Annotated in this window: 7 protein-coding genes and 2 rRNA genes; 8 read left to right on the top strand and 1 reads right to left on the bottom strand. The window is 61.9% G+C overall.

What is annotated here, in order from left to right:
- The first annotated feature begins 176 nt into the window (after positions 1-176).
- The 8 genes from PC358_RS24155 (at position 177) to yfiB (ending at position 15,269) form a co-directional block, all read left to right on the top strand.
- Positions 177-3,069: ribosomal RNA gene (locus tag PC358_RS24155) — 23S ribosomal RNA — on the top strand.
- Between the two features lie 133 nt (positions 3,070-3,202).
- Positions 3,203-3,318, top strand: a 5S ribosomal RNA gene (gene rrf, locus PC358_RS24150).
- Positions 3,319-3,466: 148 nt separating this feature from the next.
- Positions 3,467-6,949, top strand: coding sequence for an exodeoxyribonuclease V subunit gamma (recC, locus tag PC358_RS24145; protein ID WP_033702987.1), 3,483 nt, complete (start codon positions 3,467-3,469; stop codon positions 6,947-6,949).
- Positions 6,946-10,623: an exodeoxyribonuclease V subunit beta gene (gene recB / locus PC358_RS24140; protein WP_033702986.1), complete on the top strand. Its 3,678-nt coding sequence runs from the start codon at positions 6,946-6,948 to the stop codon at positions 10,621-10,623. Before recC ends, recB begins: the two co-directional genes overlap by 4 nt.
- Entirely contained in the window at positions 10,620-12,695 is a 2,076-nt protein-coding gene (gene recD, locus PC358_RS24135) for an exodeoxyribonuclease V subunit alpha (protein WP_033702984.1), read from the top strand. The genes recB and recD overlap by 4 nt, the downstream gene beginning before the upstream one ends.
- A 246-nt stretch (positions 12,696-12,941) precedes the next feature.
- Entirely contained in the window at positions 12,942-13,508 is a 567-nt protein-coding gene (gene yfiR / locus PC358_RS24130) for a regulatory sequestration protein YfiR (RefSeq protein ID WP_033702982.1), read from the top strand.
- On the top strand, positions 13,505-14,773 hold the full coding sequence (gene dgcN, locus PC358_RS24125) for a diguanylate cyclase DgcN/YfiN (RefSeq protein WP_033702981.1): 1,269 nt from the start codon (positions 13,505-13,507) through the stop codon (positions 14,771-14,773). The genes yfiR and dgcN overlap by 4 nt, the downstream gene beginning before the upstream one ends.
- 4 nt (positions 14,774-14,777) lie before the next feature.
- Entirely contained in the window at positions 14,778-15,269 is a 492-nt protein-coding gene (gene yfiB, locus PC358_RS24120) for an outer membrane lipoprotein YfiB (protein ID WP_033702980.1), read from the top strand.
- Positions 15,270-15,452: 183 nt separating this feature from the next.
- Here yfiB and PC358_RS24115 read toward each other — a convergent pair whose 3' ends face one another.
- Positions 15,453-16,403, bottom strand: coding sequence for a LysR family transcriptional regulator (locus PC358_RS24115; RefSeq protein ID WP_033702979.1), 951 nt, complete (start codon positions 16,401-16,403; stop codon positions 15,453-15,455).
- Between the last annotated feature and the right edge of the window lie 118 nt (positions 16,404-16,521).

The raw sequence follows: 16,521 nt of genomic DNA, 5'->3' as shown, positions 1-16,521 counted from the left end.
CTTTTGTCAGATCGTTCTTTAAAAATTCGGATATGTGATAGAAATAGACTGAACACTACTTTCACTGGTAGTGGATCAGGCTAAGGTAAAATTTGTGATGTGCTCTTAACTGAGCAGCATGCGAATTTTCGGCGAATGTCGTCTTCACAGTATAACCAGATTGCTTGGGGTTATATGGTCAAGTGAAGAAGCGCATACGGTGGATGCCTTGGCAGTCAGAGGCGATGAAAGACGTGGTAGCCTGCGATAAGCTTTGGGGAGTCGGCAAACAGACTGTGATCCAGAGATCTCTGAATGGGGGAACCCACTCAGCATAAGCTGAGTATCTTGTACTGAATACATAGGTGCAAGAGGCGAACCAGGGGAACTGAAACATCTAAGTACCCTGAGGAAAAGAAATCAACCGAGATTCCCTTAGTAGTGGCGAGCGAACGGGGACCAGCCCTTAAGTTGGTTTGAGATTAGTGGAACGCTCTGGAAAGTGCGGCCATAGTGGGTGATAGCCCCGTACACGAAAATCTCTTATCAATGAAATCGAGTAGGACGGAGCACGAGAAACTTTGTCTGAATATGGGGGGACCATCCTCCAAGGCTAAATACTACTGACTGACCGATAGTGAACTAGTACCGTGAGGGAAAGGCGAAAAGAACCCCGGAGAGGGGAGTGAAATAGATCCTGAAACCGTATGCGTACAAGCAGTGGGAGCCTACTTTGTTAGGTGACTGCGTACCTTTTGTATAATGGGTCAGCGACTTATATTCAGTGGCGAGCTTAACCGAATAGGGGAGGCGTAGCGAAAGCGAGTCTTAATAGGGCGTTTAGTCGCTGGGTATAGACCCGAAACCGGGCGATCTATCCATGGGCAGGTTGAAGGTTAGGTAACACTGACTGGAGGACCGAACCGACTACCGTTGAAAAGTTAGCGGATGACCTGTGGATCGGAGTGAAAGGCTAATCAAGCTCGGAGATAGCTGGTTCTCCTCGAAAGCTATTTAGGTAGCGCCTCATGTATCACTGTAGGGGGTAGAGCACTGTTTCGGCTAGGGGGTCATCCCGACTTACCAAACCGATGCAAACTCCGAATACCTACAAGTGCCGAGCATGGGAGACACACGGCGGGTGCTAACGTCCGTCGTGAAAAGGGAAACAACCCAGACCGTCAGCTAAGGTCCCAAAGTCATGGTTAAGTGGGAAACGATGTGGGAAGGCTTAGACAGCTAGGAGGTTGGCTTAGAAGCAGCCACCCTTTAAAGAAAGCGTAATAGCTCACTAGTCGAGTCGGCCTGCGCGGAAGATGTAACGGGGCTCAAACCATGCACCGAAGCTACGGGTATCACCTTTTGGTGATGCGGTAGAGGAGCGTTCTGTAAGCCTGTGAAGGTGAGTTGAGAAGCTTGCTGGAGGTATCAGAAGTGCGAATGCTGACATGAGTAACGACAATGGGAGTGAAAAACTCCCACGCCGAAAGACCAAGGTTTCCTGCGCAACGTTAATCGACGCAGGGTTAGTCGGTCCCTAAGGCGAGGCTGAAAAGCGTAGTCGATGGAAAACAGGTTAATATTCCTGTACTTGCAGTTATTGCGATGGAGGGACGGAGAAGGCTAGGCCAGCTTGGCGTTGGTTGTCCAAGTTTAAGGTGGTAGGCTGAAATCTTAGGCAAATCCGGGATTTCAAGGCCGAGAGCTGATGACGAGTTGCCTTTAGGCGACGAAGTGGTTGATGCCATGCTTCCAAGAAAAGCTCCTAAGCTTCAGATAACTGGGAACCGTACCCCAAACCGACACAGGTGGTTAGGTAGAGAATACCAAGGCGCTTGAGAGAACTCGGGTGAAGGAACTAGGCAAAATGGCACCGTAACTTCGGGAGAAGGTGCGCCGGCGAGGGTTAAGGACTTGCTCCGTAAGCCCATGCCGGTCGAAGATACCAGGCCGCTGCGACTGTTTATTAAAAACACAGCACTCTGCAAACACGAAAGTGGACGTATAGGGTGTGACGCCTGCCCGGTGCCGGAAGGTTAATTGATGGGGTTAGCGCAAGCGAAGCTCTTGATCGAAGCCCCGGTAAACGGCGGCCGTAACTATAACGGTCCTAAGGTAGCGAAATTCCTTGTCGGGTAAGTTCCGACCTGCACGAATGGCGTAACGATGGCGGCGCTGTCTCCACCCGAGACTCAGTGAAATTGAAATCGCTGTGAAGATGCAGTGTATCCGCGGCTAGACGGAAAGACCCCGTGAACCTTTACTATAGCTTTGCACTGGACTTTGAATTTGCTTGTGTAGGATAGGTGGGAGGCTTTGAAGTGGGGACGCCAGTTCTCATGGAGCCATCCTTGAAATACCACCCTGGCAACTTTGAGGTTCTAACTCAGGTCCGTTATCCGGATCGAGGACAGTGTATGGTGGGTAGTTTGACTGGGGCGGTCTCCTCCCAAAGAGTAACGGAGGAGTACGAAGGTGCGCTCAGACCGGTCGGAAATCGGTCGTAGAGTATAAAGGCAAAAGCGCGCTTGACTGCGAGACAAACACGTCGAGCAGGTACGAAAGTAGGTCTTAGTGATCCGGTGGTTCTGTATGGAAGGGCCATCGCTCAACGGATAAAAGGTACTCCGGGGATAACAGGCTGATACCGCCCAAGAGTTCATATCGACGGCGGTGTTTGGCACCTCGATGTCGGCTCATCACATCCTGGGGCTGAAGCCGGTCCCAAGGGNATGGCTGTTCGCCATTTAAAGTGGTACGCGAGCTGGGTTTAGAACGTCGTGAGACAGTTCGGTCCCTATCTGCCGTGGACGTTTGAGATTTGAGAGGGGCTGCTCCTAGTACGAGAGGACCGGAGTGGACGAACCTCTGGTGTTCCGGTTGTCACGCCAGTGGCATTGCCGGGTAGCTATGTTCGGAAGAGATAACCGCTGAAAGCATCTAAGCGGGAAACTTGCCTCAAGATGAGATCTCACTGGGATCTAGAATCCCCTAAAGGGCCGTCGAAGACTACGACGTTGATAGGTTGGGTGTGTAAGCGCTGTGAGGCGTTGAGCTAACCAATACTAATTGCCCGTGAGGCTTGACCATATAACACCCAAGCAATTTGCTCCTGCAGATTGCGGTGGTGAAGACGCACGAACCGAAAGTTCGAATGTACATCACAACATCACATATCCGAATTCGCTAGGCTGTCCATCTGGACGTTCTGGCAACAGAATTTCTTGACGACCATAGAGCATTGGAACCACCTGATCCCATCCCGAACTCAGTAGTGAAACGATGCATCGCCGATGGTAGTGTGGGGTCTCCCCATGTGAGAGTAGGTCATCGTCAAGATTCATTTCGCAAAACCCCTATCTGCGCGAGCAGGTAGGGGTTTTGTCTTTGCGGCTGGAAAAGAATTGTCGCCATGCTCGCCATAAGCCCGGCCATGCCCCGTGATATGGTTCCGCATCAGAACCCACTGCCTTCCAGGGAATGCTCAATGGTCAACACCACCACCCTTCAGCCCGGCTTCATGATCGTGCATGGCAACCGCCTAGACGACTTGCGCAGCTTGGTGGTGAGCTGGATGCGTCGGTACCCGTTAGCGCCGTTGGAAAACGAAATTGCCCTGGTGCAAAGCAACGGCATTGCCCAGTGGCTGAAACTGGCGCTGGCTGAAGACCCTGAAGAGGGTGACCTGGGCGGCTGTGGCATCGCGGCCGCGATCGATGTGCAACTGCCCGGCAGTTTCATGTGGCAGCTTTACCGTCGAGTGCTGGGCCGCGATGAAATCCCTGAGGTGTCCTTGCTCGATAAGGCGCCGCTGACCTGGCGCCTGATGCGCTTGCTGCCGTCGTTGATCGAGCGCGAGCACTTCGAGCCCTTGCGGCGTTTTCTTACCGACGATAGCGACCTGCGCAAGCGTTATCAGCTTGCCGAGCGCCTCGCCGACTTGTTCGACCAATACCAGGTCTACCGAGCCGACTGGCTCAAGGACTGGGCGGGCGGTGATCACGTCCTCAATACCGCTCGGGGCGAGCGTAAAGCGCTGCCCCCTGGCAATCGCTGGCAGGCCGAGCTGTGGCGCGCCCTGCTGGAAGATGTCGGCGAACAAGGCATGGCGCAGAGTCGCGCGGGCGTGCATCAGCGTTTCATCGAGCGCATCAACAGCCTGGAACAAGCCCCTGCGGGCCTGCCATCGCGGGTGATCGTGTTCGGTATCTCTTCCCTGCCGGCTCAGGCACTGGAGGCGTTGGCTGGGCTGGCCCGGTTCAGCCAAGTACTGCTTTGCGTTCACAACCCTTGCCGCCATCACTGGGCCGATATCGTCGCCGACAAAGACCTGCTGCGCCATCAGTACAAGCGCCAACAGCGCAAGCAGGGCATGCCGCTGCTGCTGGATGACCAATCCCTGCACCAGCACGCGCATCCGCTGCTGGCCGCCTGGGGCAAGCAGGGCCGTGACTACATCAACCTGCTCGACAGCTATGACGACCCGGGCAGCTACCGCGGTGTGTTCAGCGAGGGGCGCATCGACCTGTTCAGCGAGGGTTCGCCGACCACGCTGCTCAACCAGCTGCAAGATGACATCCTTGAACTGCGCCCGCTCGCCGAAACCCGTGAGCGCTGGCCGCAAGTTGACCTCGGGCAGGACCGTTCGATGCGCTTTCACGTCGCGCACAGCCCGCAGCGCGAGGTGGAGATTCTCCACGACCAGCTCCTGGCACGCTTCAGCGCCGACCCTACCCTGCGCCCGCGCGACGTGATCGTGATGCTGCCGGCAATCGACACCTACGCGCCCCATATCCGCGCCGTATTCGGGCAGCTGCAGCGTCATGACCCACGCTACATTCCGTTCACCCTCACCGATCAAGGCCAACGCGGTCGGGAGCCATTGCTGATTGCCCTGGAGCACCTGCTCAAGTTGCCGGATAGCCGTTTCGCCGTCAGCGAAGTGCTCGACCTGCTCGACGTGCCGGCGGTACGCGCTCGTTTCGCCATCCGTGAGAGTGACTTGCCCACCCTGCATCGCTGGATCGAAGGCGCCGGTATCCGTTGGGGCCTGGATGCCGAGCAGCGCGCCAGCCTGGGCTTGCCGGAAGGCTTGGAGCAGAACAGCTGGCGGTTCGGCCTGCGGCGTATGCTGCTGGGTTATGCCGTTGGCGTAGGTGAGGGCTGTGATGGCATTGAACCCTATGACGAAATCGGCGGCCTGGATGCTGCACTGATCGGCCCGCTGGTGGCCCTGCTGGATGCCCTGGATGTGGCGTGCCAGGCACTGGCCCAGCCCGCGACCGTCACCCAGTGGGGCGAACGCCTGAATGCCTTGTTGCAGGTGTTCTTCCTGGCTGAAGGTGAGCACGACGAGTTTCTGTTGATGCAGCTGCAGGACTTGCGCGATGCCTGGCTGCAAGTGTGCGAAACCGTCGGCCTGCAGGACTCGCTACCGCTGACCGTGGTCCGCGAAGCATGGTTGTCTGGCCTGGATCAGGGCAAGCTGTCCCAGCGCTTCCTCGCCGGCTCGGTAAACTTCTGCACCCTCATGCCCATGCGCGCCATCCCCTTCCGGGTGGTCTGCCTGCTGGGCATGAACGATGGTGACTACCCCCGCGCCCAGCAGCCGCTGGACTTCGACCTGATGGCCAGCGACTACCGCCCCGGTGATCGCTCGCGCCGTGAGGATGACCGTTACTTGCTGCTCGAAGCCCTGCTGTCGGCACGCGATCAGCTGTATGTCAGCTGGGTCGGGCGCAGTATCCGCGACAACAGTGAGCGCCCGGCCTCAGTGCTTATCGGCCAGTTACGCGACAATGTGGCTGCAGGTTGGCGTTTGGCCGGCACCGACGCGGGCCCAGGGTTTGGGCCGGACGAGCGGTTGCTGCATGCCTTGACGCAGGAGCACCCGCTACAGCCGTTCAGCCCGCGTTACTTCCAGAAGGGCAGCCCTTTGTTCAGCTTCGCCCATGAGTGGCAGGTGCTGCATCTGCCCGGGCAGGCGGTCGCGCAGCCCGATCCCGATCTGCCGCCCTACGTCGATGATGAAGCGCTGAGCCTGACGCAACTGCACGACTTTCTTCGCCACCCGGTGCGGCACTTCTTCAGCCAGCGTTTGAAGGTGTTCTTCGAGGCCCTGGAGGCGCCGACCCCGGATGAAGAGCCGTTCGTGCTCGATACCTTGCAACGCTATGGTGCCGCCGAAAGCCTGTTGAATGCCGCATTGGCTGACCCGGACCATGCCGAGCCTGCCTTGCAGGCGCAGGCCCGCCGCCTGCAAGCCTGTGGCCTGTTACCCCTTGCCGGTTTCGGGCAGCTCTTGCAGGCCGAGCTGATCCAGCCGCTGCCCGATCTGCTGCAACGCCATCGCCAGTTGTTGCAACGCTGGCCTCACCTGGTCGAAGGCGCATTGCCTGTTCATTTCGAACAGGGCAGGCATCGCCTCGAAGGCTGGCTGGGCCGGGTTTACCAGGCAGAAGATCAAAGCCTGCTCAGTATCACCACGGTACCGAACACCATCAGCGCCGGGCGCAACAACTACAAGTGGCACCGGCTGATCGCGCCCTGGGTCATGCACCTGGCCGCCTGTGCTGCGGGTTACCCGCTTAACAGTGCGCTGGTGGCCAGTGACCTGACCCTGCTGCTCGCGCCCTTGCCGCAAGGTGAGGCGGCGCAGCTGCTCGGCGACCTGCTGGTAGCGCGCCAGGCGGCAATGAACGCGCCACTGTCGGTGGCAGCTAAGACCGCCTTTGCCTGGCTGGGCCAGGACGATGCCGGCAAGGCGCTGGCCGCAGCGGCCCGTGCCTATGAAGGTGACGAGCGCAACAGCTTCGGCGAGCGCAGCGAAAGTATTGCCCTGGCCCGGCAGTTCCGTGATTTCGCCGCGCTTAGCGCCGACGAAACCTTTGAAGGCTGGTGCGAAACCTTGTACCGCCCATTGTTCAACGCACCCTGGCAGGCCCTGGGCAACCCGGAGAGTGGCGCATGACGCTGGACCGTCCCCTGGCACTGAGTTTTCCCCTGCATGGCAGCCAGCTGATCGAAGCGAGCGCCGGTACCGGCAAGACATTCACCATCTCGGCGCTGTACCTGCGGCTGATCCTCGGCCACGGCGGCGAACAGGCTTTCGGCCGTGAGCTGTTGCCCCCGCAGATCCTCGTGGTGACCTTTACCGACGCCGCCACCAAAGAGCTGCGCGAACGCATACGGGCCCGCCTGGCCGAAGCGGCGCGGTTCTTCCGTGGCGAGCTTGAAGCGGCCGACCCACTGCTGCATCAGTTGCGCAGCGATTACCCGCAAGAAGCTTGGCCGCGTTGCGCCAGCCGCCTGGAAATCGCCGTGCAATGGATGGACGAAGCGGCGGTGTCGACCATCCACGGTTGGTGCCAACGCATGCTTCGCGAGCACGCGTTCGACAGCGGCAGCCTGTTCACCCAGACGCTGGAGACCGATCACACCGACCTGCTTGGCCAGGTCATGCGCGATTACTGGCGGCGGTTCTGCTATGGCATGCAGGGTGAGGCGCTGGCCTGGGTGCGTGGCCACTGGGGCAGCCCCGACGCGCTGTTGCCGCGCATTCGCCCGCTGTTCGGTCGGGTACGGGCCCAGCAGCACGAGCAAGAACCCGAGGCGTTGATTGAAGACGCGCTTGCGCAACGTACCGAGCAGTTGGCCCAGCTCAAGGCGCCCTGGGCACAGTGGGCTGATGAGCTGCGGCAGATCTGCCGCGATGCCGTGGCCGCCAAGCTGGCCGACGGCCGCAAGATGCAGGCACGCTACTTCGAACCTTGGTTCGACAAGCTGAGCGCATGGGCCGCCGACGAACACATCGTCGAACTCGACCTGGGTACCGGCTTCACCCGCCTGACCCCGGCCGGCATGGCCGAGGCCTGGAAGTCAGGCGAGCCACCCGATCACCCGGGGCTGCGTGCCATGCAGACGCTGCAGCAGCAATTGCAGGCGCTGGCCAGCCCGGATGCGCGGCTGCTCGAACATGCTGCCAGCTGGGTCTCGGCGCGTTTTGAAGTGGAGAAGCGTCGGCGCGCCGAAATGGGCTTCGACGACATGCTGTTGCGCCTGCAACATGCCCTGGCCAGCGAGGCCGGCGAGCGCCTGGCCGGGTTGATTCGTGAGCAGTTCCCGGTGGCACTGATCGACGAATTCCAAGACACCGACCCGGTCCAGTACGGCATCTTCGAGCGGATCTACCAGATCACCGAAAACCGCACCGAAACCGGGCTGTTCATGATCGGCGACCCCAAGCAGGCGATCTATGCCTTCCGCGGCGCCGACATCTATACCTACCTTGCCGCCCGGCGTGCCACCACCGGGCGCCTGCACAGCCTGGACACCAACTACCGCTCGAGCCAGGCGATGGTCGCGGCGGTCAACCAGGTGTTCCTCCAGGCCGAGACGCGAAGCCAGGGGCGAGGGGCGTTCCTGTTCCGTGAAGCCGAAGACAACCCGTTGCCGTTCATCGAGGTGCGTGCCAAAGGCCGTGGCGAACAGCTGCTGGTGGATGGCGAGGTGTGTGCAGCCTTGCAATGCTGGCAACTGCAGAGCGAAGAACCGGTCTCGGGCACCCTGTACCGTCAGCAGTTGGCGGCCAGCTGCGCCAGCCATATCGTCGCCCTGCTCAACGGTGGCCAGCAGGGCACGGCGGGTTTCCGTAACGGCGAAGGCGAACTGCGCCCTTGCCTGCCATCGGATATCGCCATCCTCGTGCGCGACGGCCACGAAGCCCAGATGATCCGTGGCGAGCTGGCTGCTCGGGATGTGCGCAGCGTGTACCTGTCCGACAAGGACTCGGTGTTCGCCGCCCAGGAGGCCCATGACCTGCTGGCGTGGCTGAAGGCCTGCGCCGAACCGGACTCGGAGCGCCTGCTCAAGGCCGCCCTGGCCAGCCTCACCCTCGACCTGTCATTGGCCGCGCTGGACAAGCTGAACCAGGACGAGCGCGTGTGGGAAGACTGGGTCATGCGTTTTCGTCGCTACCGCGAGACCTGGCAGCGCCAGGGTGTGCTGCCGATGCTGCGGCACCTGCTGCATGACTTCCAGCTGCCGCGCACGCTCATCGCCCGCAGTGACGGCGAGCGCGTGCTGACCAACCTGCTGCACCTGGCCGAATTGCTGCAACAAGCGGCAGGTGAGCTGGATGGCGAGCAGGCGTTGATCCGTCACCTGGCCGAGCACCTGTCCAGCTCCGGCCAGGCCGGCGAAGAGCAGATCCTGCGGCTGGAGAGCGATGAGCAACTGGTCAAGGTGGTGACTATCCACAAGTCCAAGGGCCTGGAATACCCCTTGGTCTACCTGCCGTTCATCTGCACCAGCAAGCCGGTAGACGGTACGCGCCTGCCGTTGGCCTGGCATGACAGCCAAGGCAACGCCCACCTGACCCTTACGCCTGATCAAGAGCAGATCGCCCGGGCCGATTACGAGCGCCTGGCCGAAGACCTGCGCCTGCTCTATGTGGCTCTGACCCGCGCCCAGCATGCCTGCTGGCTTGGCGTCGCCGACCTGAAACGCGGCAACCAGAAGCACTCGCAACTGCACCGTTCGGCGCTCGGTTACCTGCTGGGCGGTGGCCTTGCCCTGCCGAGTTCCGAGCAACTGGCGGGCTGGCTGCAGGCGTTGGCATCGGCCTGCCCGTACATTGCCTGCCCGCCGCTGCCGCTGGCCGACGATCAGGGGTATCGCATGCCGCATGCCGAACGTGAGCTGCTGCCTGCGCGCAAACCCCGGCGGGCGGCCGCAGAGAACTGGTGGATCGCGTCCTACAGTGCCCTGCGCGTCGGCGAGCAGACTCTCGGCGCCGACAGCTCGCAGGCCCAGCAACTGTTGGATGACGAAGTGGTCGACGCCCAGGTACTGCGCGAGTTGCCGGCAGAAGGCGGCGATATCCACCGCTTCCCGCGGGGGCCGAACCCCGGCACCTTCCTGCACGGCCTGCTGGAGTGGGCCGGCCGTGAAGGTTTCGCCGAGGTCAGCGGCAACCTTGAACTGATCGAACGCACCGTCGGGCAGCGCTGCAATCGGCGTGACTGGACCGGCTGGATCGCGACGCTGACGCCCTGGCTGCACCAGTTGCTGAACGAACCAATGCCTGTCCTGGGCCAGGAAGTAAGCCTGACCCTTGCGCAGTTGCGTCATTACCAGATCGAAATGGAGTTCTGGTTCGCCAGCCATCAGGTCGACGCCGAACAGCTCGATCGGCTGGTGGCGCGCCACACCCACCCAGGCCATGCGCGCCCGGCGGCGCAACCGACGTTGCTCAACGGCATGTTCAAGGGGTTTATCGACCTGGCCTTCGAACTGGACGGGCGCTATTACGTGGCCGATTACAAATCCAACTGGCTGGGCCCGGACGTCCAGGCTTACGACAGCTTGGCCATGGAAAAAGCCATCCTCGAGCATCGCTACGACTTGCAGTACGTCCTGTATCTGCTGGCCCTGCACCGTCAGTTGCGCGCCCGGCTGCCTGATTACGATTACGACCGCCATGTCGGCGGCGCCCTGTTCATCTTCCTGCGTGGTGCCAGCAGCAGCGGCCATGGCGTGTACTTCGCCAAGCCGCCGCGTGTGCTGATCGAAGCACTCGATGCACTGTTCCGGGGTGAGTCTGCGCCCGAGCAGCAGGACCTGTTTGCCGGAGCCGCGCCATGAGCCGAAGCCTCACCGACCTGTTGCCCACCCCCTTGCATGCCGAGCACCTGCTGGCCCTCGCGCCGCAGCGCGACAGCGGCGACCTGCTGCTACTGCTGGACCGTTGGGTCGAGCGTGGCTGGCTGCGTGCCCTCGACCGTGCCTTCGTGTCGTTTCTCGAAGAACGTGCGCCCGGCAGCGATCCGTTGCTGTTGCTGGCGGCAGCCTTGGCAAGCCATCAGCTGGGCCATGGGCATGTCTGCCTGGACCTGCAGCAGACCCTGGCCGAGCCAGACTTCGCGCTGTCGCTGCCGCCGGAAGGTGACGCCCTGATCGGCCCCTTGCTGTTGCCTTCGCAACTGCTTGCCGGTCTGGACCTTCAGGCCTGGCGTCAGCGCATCGCGGCCAGCCCACTGGTGGCCAGTGGTGACACACCCGGCCAGCAGGCGCGGCCGCTGGTGATCAGTGGCGAGCGTCTGTACCTGCGCCGCTACTGGAGCTACGAGCGGCGCATCGACCACAACCTGCGCCAGCGCCTGAGCCAGCACGAGGCAGCGCCCAGCGACTTGCCGGCTCGCCTGGGCCAGTTGTTCGACGAAGGCGCCCTGGCTGGCCAGGTCGATTGGCAAAAGCTTGCCTGCGCCCTGGCGACCCGGGCCGGCTTCAGCATCATCACTGGCGGCCCCGGCACCGGCAAGACCACCACGGTGGTGCGGTTGCTGGCCTTGCTGCAGGCGCCGGCGGTGGAGCAGGGCAGGCCTTTGCGCATTCGCCTGGCCGCGCCGACCGGCAAGGCGGCGGCGCGCCTGACCGAGTCCATCGGCCAGCAGGTCGAGCGGCTGCAGGTCAGTACTGCCGTGCGCGGGCAGATCCCCACCGAGGTCAGCACCGTGCACCGGCTGCTGGGCAGCCGCCCAGGGTCGCGGCACTTCCGCCACCATGCGGGTAATCCGTTGCCACTGGACGTGCTGGTGGTGGACGAGGCCTCGATGATCGACCTGGAGATGATGGCCAACCTGCTCGATGCGCTGCCACCTCGCGCGCGGCTGATCTTGCTGGGTGATAAAGACCAGTTGGCCTCGGTCGAGGCGGGTGCGGTACTGGGTGACCTGTGCCGGGATGCCGAGGACGGTTGCTACTCGGCCGCGACCCAGGCGTGGCTGGAGCAGATCGGCGGCCAGTCGCTGCAGGGCAGTGGCCTGGTGGCCGGTGATGCGCAGCGCAATCCGCTGGCGCAGCAAGTGGTGATGCTGCGTTTTTCCCGGCGCTTCGGCGAGGGCAGCGGTATTGGCCAATTGGCTCGGCTGGTCAACCGTCAGGAATCGCATGCGGCGCGCAATCTGCTCGCCCTGCCACCGCCCGATGTGAATGGCCTGTCGCTTAAGAACGAACAGGACCGGGCCTTCGACCGTTTGCTGCTCGACGGCCTCAACCGCGGCGCCGAGGGCCCGCAAGGCTATCGCAGTTACCTGCGGACCCTGGGGCGTTATCGGCCGGCACCTGGCACCGCTTATGACGACCCACTGTGGGAGCAATGGGCAAGCAAGGTACTGCACGGTTTCGAGGACTTCCAGCTGCTCTGTGCGGTACGCCGGGGCGCTTGGGGGGTGGAGGGCCTCAATGAGCGGGTGGCTCGGGTGCTGCACAATGCCGGGCTGATCGACGCCCAGCAGCCCTGGTACGAGGGCCGGCCCGTGCTGGTGACGCGCAACGATTATGGCCTGGGCCTGATGAACGGTGACATCGGCATCGCCTTGCGCCTGCCGGATGAGCGGGGCGAGCCGCTGCTGCGGGTGGCCTTCCCGCGTAACGATGGCAACGGCGGAGTACGTTTTGTCTTGCCAAGCCGGCTCAACGAGGTGGAAACCGTGTTTGCCATGACCGTGCACAAGTCCCAGGGCTCGGAGTTCAGCCATACCGCGCTGGTGCTGCCGGATGCCCTCAACCCGGTGTTGACCAAGGAGCTGGTGTACACCGGCATCACCCGGGCCAAGCATTGCTTCAGCCTGATCGAGCCACGCCAGGGCATATTCGAAGAGGCGGTGTCACGCAAGGTACGGCGGATTTCCGGCTTGATGCTCGAACAGGTCTGAATCGCCCACTGCTGCCATCATTGCGGCGCGGCCTTTGTAGGAGCGGCCTTGCGTCGCGAAAGGGCTGCGCAGCAGCCCCAGGTTCTGTGTTGCAACAAGGTTCTGTGGTTGCAACAAGATCGCCGGGGCCGCTGCGCAGCCCTTTCGCGACGCAAGGCCGCTCCTACAAAAGCCACGCAAGTCAGGGTTGGCGGCCATGTGCTATCGTTGCGCCAATATCTGAAAGGACTTCGAGAGATTTCCCACATGACCGTGGCCGGGAGGCGATTGACGAGCTGTATGCTTTCGCTGTTGCTGGCCGCCCTGTCGCTACCGGCAGGCCCTGCCTGGGCGGAATCCTCAGCCACCGCTGTGCAAGCACAGCAACGCGCCAAGGCCGTCACCCAGGTGGTGTTGGGAATCTTCAGCTACGCACGCTGGCCAGCCGAACCTGCGCCGTTGCGCCTGTGCCTGGTCGGCCCTACCGAGTACGCCGACGACCTGATCAAAGGGCATGTGCAGGAATCCGGGCGGCCTTTGCAGGTGCGTCGCCTGCTGGCTGACGATGCACAAGTCGCCCAGGCCTGCGATGCCATTTACATCGGCAAGCTCGATCAAGGCCAACGCGATCGGTTGTTCCAGCGCGTCAGCGGTCACCCGGTATTGAGCATCAGCGAGGCCGACGACCCCTGTACCGTCGGCAGCTTGTTCTGCCTGCGGGTCAGCGATCAGCAGGTCGCCTTTGAAGTGAACCTCGACTCCGTGGCCCGTTCGGGCGTACGCATCCACCCCAGCGTGCTGCAATTGTCCCGGCGCCGAGGTGCGCAGCCATGAAAGCTGCCAACAAGCGCATGCGCCCGACCCTGCGTTCGGTGCTCGGCCGTGGGCACCTCAATGTTGCCCTGCTCGCCGTAGGCCTGGTCGGTGTTTCGCTGACCGTGCTGGGCGTGCTTGCCCTGCAGGTCTATGCCAACCACAACCTGCACCTGATCGCCCGCTCGATCACCTACACCGTGGAAGCCGCCGTGGTGTTCGACGACCGCGTCGCAGCCAATGAGGCGCTGGCGCTGATCGCCAGTACCGAAGAGGTGGCCGACGCCAAGGTGTTCAACAATGACGGTGAGCAACTGGCCCACTGGCAACGCAACGACAGCGGCATGCTCGCCCACCTGGAAACCCTTGTCGCTACCACGCTGCTGGACGAACCGGTCAACCTGCCGATCCATCACCAGCAGCAAAAGGTCGGGCACATCGAGCTGATTGGCCAAGGCCGCAGCCTGTTGCTGTTCCTGCTCGGCGGGTTGGGCGGGATCCTGTTGTGCATGGTGCTCAGCGCAGTCATCGCCCTGTACTTGTCGCGGCGCCTGCTCGGCGACATCGTCCGGCCATTGCGCGGCTTGGCCAGCGTTGCTCATGCCGCGCGGCGCGAACGGCGCTTCGACCGTCGCGTGCCGGAGGCGCCGATCGCCGAACTCAACGAGCTGGGTAACGACTTCAACGCCTTGCTCGATGAACTGGAGGTGTGGCACAGCCACCTGCAGAGCGAAAACCAGACCCTGGCCCACCAGGCCAGCCATGACAGCCTGACCGGCCTGCCCAACCGCGCCTTCTTCGAAGGGCGCCTCAGCCGTTGCCTGCGCAATGCTGCGCGCCAGCAGGATCACCTGGCGGTGCTGTTCCTCGACAGTGACCACTTCAAGCAGATCAATGACAGCTTGGGCCATGCCGTAGGCGACGAGGTGCTGATCAGCGTTGCCGACCGCATCCGCGCCCAACTGCGTGAGCACGACCTGGTGGCGCGCCTGGGCGGTGACGAGTTTGCGGTGTTGCTGACGCCGCTGCATTCGCGTGAAGACGCCGAGCTCATCGCCGAGAAGATCGTCGCCAGCATGAAGCTGCCGGTGCAGTTGGACAGTGGCAGCAGCATTGCCACCTCGCTGAGTGTCGGCATCGCCTATTACCCGGTCGATGGCACTGACCCTGCCAGCCTGCTCGACGCCGCCGATGCGGCAATGTACCAGGCCAAGCGAAAACGCCGTGGCCAGTGGCAAGTGGCGCAGACGGAACGGTCCGCCGCCGAAATCAAAAACAGGAGTTGAACCCGTGATTCATCGTTTGCGTTTCCCCCTTTGGGCTTTGCTGCTCACCTTGCTCGCGCTGACCGGCTGCCAGAGCACACCGCCCAAGGGCCTGACTGCCGAGCAGATCGCCGTGCTCAAGCGCGAAGGCTTTGCCCCGACGGATGAAGGCTGGGCCTTCGATCTGTCGGGCAAGGTACTGTTCGGCAGTGACCTGGACGGCCTGAATGGCCAGAGCCAGGCGATTGTCGAACGTATTGGCAAAGCACTGCTGGGGGTTGGTATCCAGGGTGTGCGGGTGGATGGGCACGCGGATGCGTCGGGCAGGGCGGCCTACAACCAGCAATTGTCCGAGCGCCGGGCGCAGAGTGTGGCCAGAACGCTGATCGGTATCGGCATGCCTGCGCAGAACATCCAGACCCGCGGCCTGGGCAGTACCCAACCCGTGGCGGACAACCGCAGCAGTGCCGGGCGCACCGAGAATCGACGGGTGTCGATTGTTGTCGCGTCGTACTGAGCGATCTCTTGCAGACCGACTCGGTCCCTGCAGGCGCAGCCCTCGCCTTGGCCCTCGAAAACCGTGCACGACTGCCACCCAAATCTTTGAGACGAAGAGGAAGGCAACAAACTGGGGCCGCGTTGCGGCCCATCGCAGGCCAAGCCAGCTCCTACCTGTACGGCGCCGTTGCTGAGGGCTGCATCATTCCTGAGCAAACCGCATCTCACGGGTTTCCCCCATCAACAACGGCGCATTCGCCTCGGTCACCCCACGGATGTAATCCCACAACAGGGTAATGCGCTTCAACTTGCGCAAATCCTCCCGGCAATACATCCAGAATTGCCGCGTCACCTCGATCTGCTCTGGTAGCACCGTGACCAATCGAGGGTCTTGCGCCGCCAGAAAACACGGCAGAATCGCCAGCCCACGCCCCTGCAATGCTGCGGTGTACTGCGCAATCACGCTGGTACTGCGCAAATGCGCGTTGGCATTGGGGATCAGGTTGGCCAGGTACAGCAGCTCGGAGCTGAACGCCAGGTCATCCACGTAGCTGATGAAGGGGTGCTTGGCCAAATCCCCCACCTGGCGGATCGGCGCGTGGTTATCCAGGTACGCCTGGGTCGCATACAGCCGCAACCGGTAGTCGCACAGCTTGCAGCACACATAAGGGCCGTGCTCGGGCCGTTCCAGGGCAATGACGATGTCCGCCTCGCGCTTGGACAGGCTGATGAAGTGCGGCAGCGGCAGGATATCCACCGAAATGGCCGGATACGCATCGACGAAGTGGCTCAGTTGCGGCGTGACGAAGAAGCTGCCGAAACCTTCGGTGCAGCCCATGCGCACATGCCCCGACAACGCCACCCCCGAGCCTGACACCTGCTCGCATGCCATGTGCAGCGTGCTCTCGATCGACTCGGCATAGCCCAGCAAACGCTGGCCTTCGGCGGTAAGCACGAAGCCGTTGGTCCGGGACTTCTCGAACAACAGCGTGCCCAGCGCCCCCTCCAGCGACGTGATGCGCCGTGACACCGTGGTGTAGTCGACGCTCAGGCGCTTGGCGGCGCTGCTGGCTTTGCGGGTGCGTGCCACTTCGAGGAAAAACTTCAGGTCGTCCCAGTTGAGCGAGCTGAGGGATGTGAGGTCTTTTTGCATGATGATCCGGTTTTTTTGTGCGTTCTTGTTGGATGTTTGCACATCTATACTCGAAACAAGCCCCAGGACGCCACCTCGCGTTTGCACGGCGCTGGCGATCTCGACCCGACAATAATTC

The organism is Pseudomonas capeferrum (genome assembly GCF_000731675.1).
Taxonomy (GTDB): Bacteria; Pseudomonadota; Gammaproteobacteria; order Pseudomonadales; family Pseudomonadaceae; genus Aquipseudomonas; species Aquipseudomonas capeferrum.
The sequence above is the reverse complement of the archived record's forward strand: the minus strand, read 5'-3'. Positions and strand labels throughout refer to the sequence as shown.

What these genes read in the sequence shown, in the direction of transcription:
- recC (WP_033702987.1), top strand. Translation starts at nt 3,467, where the DNA reads ATGGTCAACACCACCACCCTTCAGCCCGGCTTCATGATCGTGCATGGC.
- recB (WP_033702986.1), top strand. Translation starts at nt 6,946, where the DNA reads ATGACGCTGGACCGTCCCCTGGCACTGAGTTTTCCCCTGCATGGCAGC.
- recD (WP_033702984.1), top strand. Translation starts at nt 10,620, where the DNA reads ATGAGCCGAAGCCTCACCGACCTGTTGCCCACCCCCTTGCATGCCGAG.
- yfiR (WP_033702982.1), top strand. Translation starts at nt 12,942, where the DNA reads ATGACCGTGGCCGGGAGGCGATTGACGAGCTGTATGCTTTCGCTGTTG.
- dgcN (WP_033702981.1), top strand. Translation starts at nt 13,505, where the DNA reads ATGAAAGCTGCCAACAAGCGCATGCGCCCGACCCTGCGTTCGGTGCTC.
- PC358_RS24115 (WP_033702979.1), bottom strand. Translation starts at nt 16,403, where the DNA reads ATGCAAAAAGACCTCACATCCCTCAGCTCGCTCAACTGGGACGACCTG.